This window comes from Singulisphaera rosea, assembly GCF_054877945.1.
Genome location: NZ_JBTYIP020000005.1, coordinates 165205 through 177339 on the forward strand (window position 1 = coordinate 165205; position 12135 = coordinate 177339).

General features: G+C 65.7%; 9 protein-coding genes. 4 read left to right on the forward strand and 5 right to left on the reverse strand.

All coding sequences use genetic code 11. The annotated features are described in order from the left end of the window. Positions 1 to 20: 20 nt before the first annotated feature. The 3 genes from ACYOEI_RS11720 to ACYOEI_RS11730 form a co-directional block, all read right to left on the reverse strand. Positions 21 to 1046, reverse strand: coding sequence for a DUF3500 domain-containing protein (locus tag ACYOEI_RS11720; protein ID WP_462849693.1), 1026 nt, complete (start codon positions 1044 to 1046; stop codon positions 21 to 23). A gap of 178 nt (positions 1047 to 1224) precedes the next feature. After that, positions 1225 to 2793, reverse strand: coding sequence for a HEAT repeat domain-containing protein (locus ACYOEI_RS11725; RefSeq protein ID WP_462849694.1), 1569 nt, complete (start codon positions 2791 to 2793; stop codon positions 1225 to 1227). A 76-nt stretch (positions 2794 to 2869) separates the two neighbouring features. Beyond that, positions 2870 to 3793, reverse strand: a complete 924-nt coding sequence (locus tag ACYOEI_RS11730) for a hypothetical protein (RefSeq protein ID WP_462849695.1) — start codon at positions 3791 to 3793, stop codon at positions 2870 to 2872. Positions 3794 to 4214: 421 nt separating this feature from the next. On the opposite strand from ACYOEI_RS11730, the gene ACYOEI_RS11735 reads away from it, so the two are divergent. Both ACYOEI_RS11735 and ACYOEI_RS11740 read left to right on the forward strand, forming a co-directional pair. Then, a complete protein-coding gene (locus ACYOEI_RS11735) occupies positions 4215 to 5387 on the forward strand; it encodes a type III PLP-dependent enzyme domain-containing protein (RefSeq protein WP_462849697.1) in 1173 nt (390 codons plus the stop codon). Further along, the gene (locus tag ACYOEI_RS11740; RefSeq protein WP_462849698.1) at positions 5374 to 6762 is read left to right on the forward strand and encodes a DUF3326 domain-containing protein; all 1389 of its coding nucleotides are present in this window, start codon (positions 5374 to 5376) and stop codon (positions 6760 to 6762) included. The genes ACYOEI_RS11735 and ACYOEI_RS11740 overlap by 14 nt, the downstream gene beginning before the upstream one ends. A gap of 121 nt (positions 6763 to 6883) precedes the next feature. Here the strand turns inward: ACYOEI_RS11740 and glpK are convergent, their stop codons facing one another. Further along, on the reverse strand, positions 6884 to 8383 hold the full coding sequence (glpK, locus tag ACYOEI_RS11745; RefSeq protein WP_462849700.1) for a glycerol kinase GlpK: 1500 nt from the start codon (positions 8381 to 8383) through the stop codon (positions 6884 to 6886). Positions 8384 to 8594: 211 nt separating this feature from the next. Between glpK and ACYOEI_RS11750 the strand changes: the two genes are divergently transcribed. Then, a complete protein-coding gene (locus ACYOEI_RS11750) occupies positions 8595 to 9041 on the forward strand; it encodes a hypothetical protein (protein ID WP_462849701.1) in 447 nt (148 codons plus the stop codon). Here the strand turns inward: ACYOEI_RS11750 and ACYOEI_RS11755 are convergent. Then, positions 8978 to 10339, reverse strand: a complete 1362-nt coding sequence (locus ACYOEI_RS11755) for a hypothetical protein (protein ID WP_462849703.1) — start codon at positions 10337 to 10339, stop codon at positions 8978 to 8980. The two genes, ACYOEI_RS11750 and ACYOEI_RS11755, sit on opposite strands and share 64 nt — an antisense overlap. Before the next feature lie 244 nt (positions 10340 to 10583). Here ACYOEI_RS11755 and ACYOEI_RS11760 point away from each other — a divergent pair, with 244 nt between their 5' ends. After that, positions 10584 to 11927, forward strand: coding sequence for a sugar-binding protein (locus ACYOEI_RS11760; RefSeq protein WP_462849705.1), 1344 nt, complete (start codon positions 10584 to 10586; stop codon positions 11925 to 11927). Positions 11928 to 12135: the final 208 nt, after the last annotated feature.

The following is a 12135-nucleotide window of genomic DNA, read 5'->3' on the forward strand; positions in this document are numbered from 1 at the left end:
GGTGTGGCCACTCACTCCGTTCAGGCCTTCGGGGCCTGGTGGGCGACGTTGACCCAAGTGTGGACGTGCGGCGAACCGTGGAAGTACCAGGCGAAGGCCGGGCCCTCGAGCTTCCAGATGTCCCAGACCTGGTCAGCGCCGATGTCGTCTTCCTTGGCGTAGGTCAGGCGGAGCTTGTCGACGCCGCCGGCGTCGCGGAGACACTCCTGGACTTCCTCGACGTCGAAGGCGCGGAAGGGCCGAGTCAGGTCCTTGAGGAGCTGCTGGACCATCTGCTTCTGCTGGCCGTCGAGCTCGGAGACGGCGAGGCCCGCCTCGCCGAGCTTCTCGCCCTGGAGTTTGACCGAGCGTGCATCGTCCGCCTCGCCTTTGGCGACAAGCGCCTTGGCGCGTTGCTTCTCGTCGAGGGTGCCGAAGATCTTGTTCGCCTGCTGGCCCTGATACCACCAGACGTTGTTGGTGTGCTTGGAATCCTCATTGTTGTGGCCGTCGGCGGCGTGTCCGTAGAAGATCGGCCCGCCGAACGCGGCGCCATCGACACTGTTGCCGTCGGCCCGGAGGGTGTCGTGACGACCGGTGATCACCCATTCAAACGGCTTGTCGGTGCCGGGCTCTCCGAAGACGGCGACGTGGTAGCTGTCGAACCCGCCGTAGTCGTCGTCCATTTGCTTCTTGAACCGTTCGTAGCCCTCTTCGCTACAGAGGTTCTTGAAGATCTCCTCGCAGAGCGCCTGCTGTTCTGTCGACATGTCGCCGATCGTCGGCTTGACGATGGCCCAGTTGTTCCGGACCTGCGAACGTAGCGGGTGGTCGAACGGGAAACAAATAAGCTTTCGTTGATCGTCCTTCAGCGTCTTGAAGAAGCGGGCCACGGCCGTTTCCGCGGCCGCCGAGGAGGTGGGGCCCTGTGCGGCGGCCGAGGCCCCACGAGTTCCGATCAACGGGACCGAGGCCGCGATCGCGGTCGTCCCCAGGGCCTTGACGAACTCGCGTCGTGAGAGGATCGAGCCGCATTCGGTGTTGTGGGGAGCCTTGGCCTCTGCCATGGGACGAATCTCCGGTTGACCTACGGGAGAGGAATGAGACGGACGACGTCGGAATCCATCTCGTCAGGCTAAGTCCGAGCCAGGGCCGAGTCAATGAGGTGCGGCAGGAAAGATTCTCACCTCGCAGGTCAATCAATCGGACAGGCATGCGGTGCGGGCGGGATCGTAGGATCCGTGGTCAGTTGGGAGGGGGCGGACGACGCGTGCGCCGATTGCGTCGGATCGGCCTGGTCGCTGGTTGATCGTTGTCGGGGGGAGCTGGGTTGGCCTCACCCTGGTTGTTGATATTGGCGTCAGGCTTGGTATTAGGGGGAGTCTGAGCGTTGTCCGAGTCGTCGTCTTCTTCGCCATCGGTGTCGTTGATCTTGTCGATGGCTTCCCGGGCCGCAGTCTGGACGACGCCCGAGCGATCCTGGAGGGCGGCCTGGAGGGCGGGAAGAGCGGGCTTGGCGTTGTCGCCGATCTCGCCCAGGGCGAACGCCACTTCCTGGCGAACGTCGTCGTCGGGGTCGCGGAGGAAGTTGATGAGGGTCGGGACCGCCTCGACGGCGTCGGGGCCGATCTCGCCGAGGGCGTAGGCCGCCCCGAGTCGGACGCTCTCGACCTTGTCGCGGAAGGTCTGGATGAGGGCGGGGACGGCGGGCTTGGCCCCGGGCCCGATCGCGGCGAGGGCGTAGACGACCGCCTTGCGGACGTCTTCATCCGGGTCGCTGAGCGCCCGGCCGAGCTCGTCGGAGGCGTCCTTGGCCGAGGGGCCGATCTCGCCGAGGGCGAACGCGGCTTTTTTCTTGACCTCGACGTCCTCGTCGACGAGGGCCTGGGCGAGCGCCGGGACAGCCGCCTTGGCGTCGGGGCCGATGACGGAAAGCGACTGGGCCGCGTCGTGGCGGACTCCCGGATCCGGGTCGCGAAGGGCCTGGGCGAGGGACTGTGTCGCACCGCGAGCCTCCGGGCCCATCTCGCCGAAGGCATAGGCCGCGGAGCGTCGGATGGCGAAGTCGTTGTCGTTGAGCATGACCTTCGCCAGGGCGTCGACGGCCGACTTCGCCTCGGGGCCCATCGAGGCGAGGGCTTCGACGACGGACTTGCGGACGCCGTCGTCGGCATCCTCGAGGGCCTTGGCGAGCGAGTCGATACCGTCGGCGGCGTCCGGTCCGATCTCGCCGAGTGCGAAGGCGGCCGCCTGTCGGACGTCGGCGTCGGAGTCGCCTGCGACGGCCTTGCCGAGCGCCTCGGCGGCGGACTTGGCCTCTTCGCCGACGCTGCCGAGCGCGTAGGCCGCGGCATGTCGCACGTTCTCGTTGTCGTCGCCAAGGGCCTGGATCAGCTCAGGTACCGCCGACTTGGCCGGGGTGCCGATGTTGCCGATGGCGAAGACCGCGGCACGGCGGACTGCGGGTGCCTGATCCTTGACGGCGGCTCGGATGGCCGGGAGGACAATCTTGGCCGACGGGCCGTAGTTCCCCAGCGAGAGGATCGCGGCGTGCCTCACGTTCTTATCGGCATCGGCGAGCGTCTGCCCGAGGGCCTGGATGGCCGACTTCGTGATGTCGGGTCCGAACGAGCCGAGCGAGACCGCCGCTTGTCGGCGCTGAGCGGGGTCCGCGTCCTTCAACTGCTGGACCCATTGCTCGATCGGTTTGGCGTCAGGTCCCTGCTGGGCCACGCTCATCGTCGGGGCACCCGCTGCGAGGAGTATGACGATGACGAACCGTCGGAGGTTTCTCGAGAATATCGAATAAATCATCGTTGATCGAACCTCTTCGTAGTTTGGTCGGGTCGAGGGACGACGAAAAATGAGGCGAAGGAGCGTCGGGCGCCCCTCAGGGATCGTTATGCCGGGCGCCGTGGCCGCCGGCGTGATGCCCGGCCGAACGGCTTCCGCCCCCGCGCCCATGGCCCCCGGCCTGATGATTCCCGTTCCGGCCGGCGGTCCGGCCTCCGTGGCCGGCATGGCCGGTCCCGCGATGGTCGCTCGTGTGGTGGCTCGAGTGGCGCCCGGCCGCGTGATGTCCGGCATAATGATGGCCGGCGGTCGCGGAGTGTGCGTGATAGCCGTGGTGGGCGGTGAAGCTATGTCGGCCGCTATGGCTCCAGTGCGAGCCCCGGCTCGAGTGGTTGTAATTCCAGTTCCGGTGGCTCGCGCCCCAACCGCCGTAGCCGCCGGTCCCGCCGTACCAGCCGTAGCCGCCACTCCCGCGTCGCCAACCGCCGTTCCAGCCGTGGCCACGCCAGTTTCCGCTGGTCCAGCTCGATCCCGTCCCGGCCGAGTAAGTGGGGTAGGAACGGTAGCCGTAGGACGGGTTCGTACCCCCCCACCAACCGTAGTTGTATCCCCCGCCGGGGACGGAATAATAGTTGTAGTCGTTCGACCAGTTTGATGTGGGGTAATATGATGAGGCGCTAGACTCGGAGACGTCGGGATATGGTTGCGGGAGTGGCGTTGCGTTGGTGACGACCTCGGCCTCGTAGCCCGACTCACGGACTTCGGCCGCGGTCGCATTGGCCTTGTCCTTCGTCCGGGCCTCCGCGTACAACTGCCACGGCTGCGAACTGGACGGTCGGTAGTTCACCCGATACCTGGGCGATCCGGCGACCGAGCCGCCAGGCGTCCCGCGAGAGGGTGTGGGTGCGGGGGCCGGTGCTGGCGTCTGGGCTCGAACTTTGAACGCGGGAATCACGAGAACCAGCATCGTGACCGCGGAAATTCCAACCAAGCGCCTACGGTTCCCGACGCTGGTTCGCATCGCGAAGAACTCCCCCGGGTGATCGTCCTACGTCCTGTTGCCTCGCTACATGCGACTTGGACGTTTGAGGTGTTCAGATAAAATAGCCGAGTCGATCCGCATCTTCAAGGTTGGCATTGAGACAAAAAAGGCCGGAAAGACCCCGAATTCTTTGGAATGGGGCGCGATCGGGCAGGGCTTCCTTCCGGGCCTTCCAAGGCGTTGCGTCGGTCGTCGAATGCTTGGATTGGGGCCCGGGCCGGATCTCCATCGGTCACGGCGACGTCGAGAACGGGACGAGGCGACGATGGGATCATCCGCAAGGGCCGACGATCGGGGGTATATTCCACCGGAACCTCCTCAGCCAGGAAGACCGCCTCGGAGGTTGGGGCGAAGCCGTATTGGCGCAGGGGGTCATGGGATCGAGGCGGGCTCCCGCACGATGAATCTTGTCTCGGTGTGGCCCGAGGTGGAAACTCCGGCGTTCGTCATAGACGAGCCTTCGATCCTTGATGCGCTCGAGGTCGCGGGTCGGGCGTGCGAAGTGGCCGGGTGCAAGCTCCTCTATGCACTCAAGCCCATGGCCGCGTCGTTCGTCCTGGAGTTGATGACGCCGCACGTCGAAGGCTTCGCGACGAGCTCACCCTTTGAAGCCAGGCTCGCGCGGTCGGTGATTGGCGATTCCGGCTCGGTCCACATCACGACTCCAGGCTTCCGGGCGGCCGAGATGGCGGAGATCGACCGCTTCTGCGACCACGTGGCCTTCAACTCGCTCAGTCAGTTCGAGCGCCTGGCGGGGACTTTGTGCGGGCCCTCGAAGGCAGGGCTGCGCATCAACCCCCAACTGCCGCTGGTCGACGACCCCCGATACAACCCGTGCCGACCGTATTCGAAGCTCGGGGCTCCGATCGATCGGCTTGTGAAGGCCCATCGCCAGGATCCCGCCGCATTTGATGGCCTCAAGGGCCTCCAGTTCCACACCAACTGCGACAGCCCCGACTTCGAGCCCTGGTTGCGGACCGTACGACACGTCGAGGAACGCCTCCGAGGCCTGCTCCCCGGCCTCGAGTGGTTCAACCTGGGAGGGGGCTACGTCTTCGACAATCCCGACGGCTTCGGGATACTAGCCGAAGCGGTGGCGCTCCTGAGATCCCGCCAGGACCTCGAAGTCTTCATCGAACCGGGCGCGGCGTTGGTCCGGGACGCGGGCTACCTTGTCGCCGAGGTGATCGACGTCTTCCGCTCGGGCAACCGAGTCGTCGCGGTCCTGGACACGACGGTCAACCACTTCCCGGAAGTGTTCGAGTACCAATTCGAGCCCGACGTGCTCGGGCATGAAGACGATGGCGAGTACGACTACCTGCTCGCCGGATGCACCTGCCTGGCCGGCGACCTCTTCGGCGAGTATTCCTTCTCGAGGCGGCTGGAGCTCGGCTCACGCGTCGTCATGCCGAACGTCGGGGCTTACGCGATGGTCAAGTCTCACATGTTCAACGGGGTCAACCTCCCGACGATCTACTCGATGACGGCCGAAGGCCGGCTCGTGCTCCGCAGGCGTTTCACTTACGACGACTTCCTCTCCCGTTCCGGAGCCACCGGCGATGCGTCTCTTTGAACGCGAGTTGGACCTTCCCCTCGTCCCCGGGCATCGCAACCTGCTCTCGAGCTTCGCCAAGGGCGTTTCCGAGGGCCTCCCACCCGGCGAGTTTCCCGTCCGGTTCGTCGTCTCGGTGACTGACGAGTGCAACTATCGTTGCGAGGTCGGGCTGCTCGCTGTGGACCCTGGGGAGACGCCGGAGGTTCCTTCGATCTTCGGGTTCCGGAAACGCCTTTTCGAGAATACGGACGCGTTCAACGTCGTCCTCCTCGTCCCGACGGGCGTCCACGCGACGCTCGGGGGGCATGCTGGCGACGCCGGGCCGGTCGCGCGACTCATCGCCAGCGTGGCCGATACGCTGATCACGCATCCGAACGTCGTGAATGGCTCGGACATCAACGAGATGACCGAGAACACCTTGTACGTCGAAGGGAGCGTGATCTGCCGGCTCCTGATGGGGACGGCGGGACTTCAACGCACGAGGTCGAACCGCGTCCTATTGGTCATCGATCGCCACGAGGAAGTTGCCTACTCGAACGCGGCCATCAATTCCATGAATGCCGCGCGGGCCTGCTACGGACTCGAGTGCCCCCGGATCCTGATGCTCGACCCGCCGGTCAAGCTCGTCTCCAGTTACACGGCCTCGGGCCGGGCCGCGGGTCGCGTCGATAACCTCTCCGTCTTCCTCGACGCGATCGCCCCGTATTCCCATGAGTTCGACGCGTTGGCGGTGTCGTCGGTCATCGACGTCCCCCCGGAGTTCCACCAGGACTACTTCGAAAGCGGCGGCGAGATGGTCAACCCCTGGGGGGGCGTCGAAGCCATCTTCACGCACGCCCTGTCACTCCTGCGCGGGATCCCCTCGGCCCACTCACCGATGATCGAATCCGAGGAGATCGAGTCGGCCGACCCTGGTATCGTCGATCCGAGGATGGCGGCCGAGGCCGTCTCGATCACCTTCCTCCAGTCGATCCTCAAGGGCCTCCAGCGAAGCCCTCGGATCGTGACCGACGCCGCCGCACTCGATCACCCGTCGATCCTCGGGGCGCGAGACGTCTCCTGCCTGATCACGCCGGACGGCTGCCTCGGCCTTCCCGTCCTTGCGGCCCTCGAGCAAGGAATTCCGGTCATCGCCGTCCGCGACAACGTCAATTTGATGCGCAATGACATCGCCGCCCTGCCCTGGGCGTCTGGTCAATTCCACGTCGTTGAAAACCATCTCGAAGCCGTCGGGGTCCTTTGCGCATTGCGGGCAGGCCTCTCGCTCGAATCCGTCCGACGGCCAATCCTGCCGGTGACGGTGACCCGCGTCAACGGGCGGAACAACGGGCGGAAGGCGTCCAAAATGAGGAAGAGGACGTCGAAGGCATCCGGATCCGATCGTCAGATCTAGAGGATTTCACTGATATCTAGTGCTCATTCTGGAGGGGCACTCTTGCCCCGCCAGAATGACCGATGTCCTGAGCCCCAGCATTTGTTGCGGATCGGACCGGAACTGTCGCCTGCCCGATAATTCATTCTCGATAGTGCCCCCGGACGGTGGCGACGGCGTGCTGCCAACGGCCGAGGCTTGCGGCTCGCCAGGCGGGGTCGCGGCCCGGTTGGAACGCGTGGGAGCCGGCCTGGAGGAGTTCGGCGGCGGATGCGGGGTCGGGCCAGAGGCCGGCGCCGAGGCCGGCGAGGAGGGCGGCACCCAATGCCGTGGATTCGGTCTGGGGGCTCCGGCGCAGGGGAAGTCCGAGGAGGTCGGCCTGGAACTGGAGGAACGGGTCGGAGCGGGCCATGCCGCCGTCGACGCGGAGGTCGGCCAGCGGAGTGGAGAGGTCGGCGTTGATCGCGTCGATGAGGTCGGCGATCTGGTAGGCGACCCCTTCAAGCGTCGCGCGGGCAAGGTCGGCAATGGTGGTCGCGCGGGTGAGGCCGAAAATCGTGCCCCGGGCTTCGGGATCCCAGTGGGGGGCGCCCAGGCCGGTCAGGGCGGGGACGAAGAGGACGCCCGAGTTGGGATCGGCGTCGTGGGAGAGGGTGTCGATCTCGGGGGCCGCCCCCACGGCCTTGAGGCCGTCGCGGAACCACTGCACGGCCGCACCGGCGACGAAGACGCTCCCTTCGAGGGCGTATTGCGGCGGCCCTTCTCCCAAGGTCGCCGCCAGGGTCGTGACCAACCCTCGGGTCGAAGGGACGATCGTAGAGCCGGTGTGGGCGAGGAGGAAGGCCCCGGTGCCGTACGTGCATTTGGCCTGGCCTTCGGCGAGGCAGCCCTGGCCGACGAGCGACGCCTGCTGGTCGCCCGCCACACCCATGATCGGCAGGCCGTCGGGGAGATAGTCGAGGCCGAGGGTACGCCCGAACTCCCCGGAACTCGGCAGGATTTCCGCTAATATCCCGGGAGGGACGGCGAAGAACTCACAGAGGTCATCGGCCCAGCGCAAGCTTCGGAGGTCCATCAGCAGCGTCCGAGACGCGTTGGTCACGTCGGTTACGAATCGACGCCCCCCCGTCAGATGCCAGATCACCAGGCTGTCGACAGTCCCCGCAGCCAACTTGCCAGCTTCGGCACGCTGGCGGGCGCCCGGGACATTGTCGAGCAGCCAGGCGATCTTGGTGGAGGAGAAGTACGGGTCGAGGACCAACCCTGTCCGTTCCGCAAGCCAACCGCGACGGTCCCGATGCTCTTCGCAGAACTTCGACGTCCGACGATCCTGCCAGACGAGGGCCGGCCCAATCGCCTGTCCCGTCCGGCGATCCCAGATGGCGGTGGTCTCGCGTTGGTTGGTGAGCCCGATCGCGGCGATCCGGTCGGCGACGAGACCTGACTCTGCGAGGGCTCGGGTGACGAGCGGGCCGATCGAGTCGACGAGGGCCGCGGGATCGTGTTCAACCCATCCCGATCGGGGATACGTTGGGAGGACCTCCGCCTGGGCTTGACCGATCGGCCGCAACCGGTTGTCGTAAACCAGGGCGCGGGTGCTGGTCGTCCCCTGGTCGATCGCCAAAAGGTGGTCGCGAGCCATCGTGGTTGCCCCCGGAGCAAGGTCTCGGTGCGAGAACTCGGATTGGTGGTTGGGAAGGCCCCACTCTACCAATGAAGCCTTCCCCGACGGGCCTGGAAATTCGATAATCCGCGAATGTGAGGGGGCAACTCCTCCGGACTTTTGAAGGCGAGTGCCTTGTCGAGGTCGCCCGCTTTCATCTACTCACGTTGTCACGCGATGGACCTTATTCATGCACTCCTCCATCGACCCTCTGATCATCCCGATCTTCGCGATGTCGATCCCCATCATCATCGTCCCGATCTCTCTCTGGATGAAACATCGGCGGTTCGTGCGCGAGCTCGAGCATCGGGAACGGATTCGGGCGATGGAGCTCGGCCGGAATCACCTCGGCGATGAGTCGTGGTGGTCGGCGCCCCGGATCAGCGTCGCCCTTGGGGTCTTTCAGCCGCTTGGGTTGTTCGTCCTCGCCTGGGCCGCGAGCGAAGAGATGAGAGGTATGGGCGAGCTGATTTGGTTCACGAGTATGATCGTGGCCGGTATGGGCGTCCTGGGCGGAACCACCATCGCCTGGGTCCACTTTTCGAGGCTAGCGAATCGGGCCAACTCCCAGGGTTATACCTTCACCAAGCCCGAATTCGACGCCGACGCCTTCGACGTGGTCAGTAGCCGGGGCTGAGTCGCGATCGAACCGACCCAGCTCGAAGCCCCTGCCCCTGTCCAGAGGGCCAACAAGGGCTCGATCGGGATGTGGAAGCGGGCGGAGACGATCGTGAGGCTGTGGAACGTGGCGATGAGGGCCGCCGTCAAGACGGTGGGCCCGAGTCGCCGTTTCACATTGTAGGGGGCAAGCCAGAACCCCACAAACGCTCCCAAGGTCAACGCGAGGTGGCTTGATCGATAGATCAGGTTCCGGGTCTTCGGGTTGGTCTCGTCGAAGAGGACGAAGTAGCGGAGCCGGCGGACCGACAGCCGGACGTATCGCCAAGGGGCCGCGCGGAGGTCGACCAGGGCTCGACGGAACAAGATGCGAGAACGCTCGGGCTCGGTCACCTGGGATAGCTCGCGGTAGTCGGCCGCCGACAGGGCGATGTCGTCGATATATCCGGCCTGGTGCCGGGCTTCCCAGAGGGATTGATTCATCGCTCGGAGGCTGCCACGAGGGCCTTTCAGTGCGACCTCGACGGAGGGGCGGACGACCTTATCGGTCCCCTCGCTCAACGAGCAGTTGCCCTGCCAGAAGGCGTAGCCGAACGAGCTCTTGACGAAGAAGAGCTCGCCGTGGACCAGGGCGTTGCGGACGATCCAGGGTGCTACGCCGAGCCCCGCGACCACGAGGACCGTGACCAGGGGCCCAATCGCCGGACGAAGCCCCCTGCCCTGGAAAATGGCCCAGGCCACTCCCGCCCCCGCGAGTCCCAGGATTGGGTCGGTCAGGGCGAGGAATGCGAGTAAGCCACCGCAGACGACCGCGTCGCGAAGACGTCCCGTCCGCCCGGTGCGATATCCCCAGGCGAGCGTGGCCGTGAGCCCTGCCGCGGCGAGTAACGCGACCTGGACATGGGTGGCGGCGTACACGAGCGAAGGATGTACCGCCGCGATCAGTCCGGCGAGCCGGGCGGTCCACGTCCGGCCTGGGAGAACCTCGTGCGCGAGCATAAGGACACTCGCCACGAGGCACCCGCCGAGGAGCGACTGGCCGAGCTCGAGGAACAGGAGGGAGCGAGGCGTCCCTACCCCACCTAGCGCGTAGGCCCCAGCTACGAGGGCCGGATAGACGGGGGCCTGCTGCGATGTCGGCCCCTCGGCGCCGAGGAATCGGGTGGAGAAGCCCCGCCCGGCGAGCAGGTTCGCCGCGATCTCGCCGTGCTCGTAGGTGCTGTTCGGGACGTGGTGGCTCTGGAGAACCAAAACCAGGGCCGATCGGGCCACGACCGCCAGCGCGATCAATCCCCAGGCGACGCGTCGATCGGGCATCCTTGCCGGCTCCGTTTGAGAGGACCCCTCGACCTGTCGGCACGCACCGACAAGGCGTTTCTCGCGCCGAATTCTGGTCCAGGTCCCCGGATTGGTCAACACGGACATCCGTCTGAACGGTCTCGAAGGGATGTTCGGTTCCCGCAGCCTCGACGATTGCCCGGCGCTTTGGGGTGAACTATCCTGTCCGGGGTCATTTCGACATCGCCTTCAACGTCCCGCGAAATGGTGAGGCTATCCCATCATGAAACACTCGCGCCGCTTCGCCTTCCTCCCCATCGTCTCTGCCTTGGCGGCGATCGCCGCGAACGGAACCGTCCAGGGCGACACGTCCTCGACGCCGGTGGTTGTCTTGATCGGTGACTCGATCCGAATGGGTTACGCGCCGATGGTCGCCGAGCAACTCAAGGGAGTGGCGACCGTGATCAGCGTGCCCGAGAACGGTGGCGACAGTAGCAACGTCCTCAAGCATCTCGACGCATGGGCCGTCGACCCGAAGCCGGCGGTCATCCACTTCAACGCCGGCTTGCACGACCTGAAGACCGACCGTGAGTCCGGGAGGCACCAGGTCGAGCTCGACGCCTACCGGGCCAACCTCGAGAAGGTCGTGACCCGGCTCAAGGGCAAGACCTCGGCACGGCTGATCTTCGCGACGACCACGCCCGTGATCGATGCTCGGCACCAGGCGAACAAGGTCTTCTCGCGCCACGAGGCGGATGTCCGCGAGTACAACAAGGTGGCGCTCGAGGTGATGAAGGCCGCCCCTGCGGTCGAGATCGACGACCTGCATGGCGTGGTCGAGCGGATCGGGGCCGAGGGGGCGATCGTCGCCGACGGGGTCCACTTCACCAAGGCCGGCTCCCTGGCCCTCGCCGAGCAGGTCTCCTCGAAGGTGAAGTCCGCTTTGAAGGAGGTCCCCGCGACCAAGGAAGCCATCTGTCGCTGGACAGCGTCGGCCCCGAAGATCGACGGAAAGCCCGACGAGGCGGTCTGGGAAAAGGCGCAAGTGATCGACAAATTCCCGGCGTTCTGGAGCAACACCGACACCGGCACGGGGACTCGCGCCCGACTACTCTGGGACGCCGATGCGTTCTATTTCACCGCGAGCATGACCGACGCCGAGATGCGGGCCTTCGGCGACAAGCGGAATGACCACCTCTGGGACGGCGATGTCTTCGAGCTCTTCTTCAAGCCGAACGCGAATCGGCCGGAGTATTACGAGTTCCAGGTGAACCCGAAGTCGGTCATCCTCGAGCTGCCGATCCCGAAGCGAGGGTTCGACTTCGACAAGCTGGCCGCACTCCCCCCCCACGGTTTCGTCGCGGTGGCGGTCGTCGACGGGACTCTCGACAAGCCCGGCGATAAGGACAAAGGGTGGACCGTCGAAGGTCGGATCCCCTGGTCGGCCTTCTCGCCCACCGGCGGTCGGCCCAAGGCCGGCGCGACCTGGAACTTCGCCCTCTGCCGCTACGACTACGGTCCGGACGGGACCGACCCGATCCTCATGAGCTCGGCCCCGTTGACCCAGCCGAGCTTCCACCGCTACGAGGACTACGGCAAGCTCCTGTTCGAGGGTCCGGCCCGATAAGAACGGGAACGACCTCGCGAACGCCTCGCCACGAGCGAACCGGCCAATCCAAGGGGCGGCAGGATCGAATCGGGAGAAGTTCCGGTTGGTCTCGCCGCCCTTCTTCCTTATGCGGCCAAAGCGGCTCGGCGATCTTCGAGAAATCGGGAACATTTCGCGGTCTCGCCTCTTTCTATCCGAAGGACGATCTTACGCGAGCCGAAGCGAG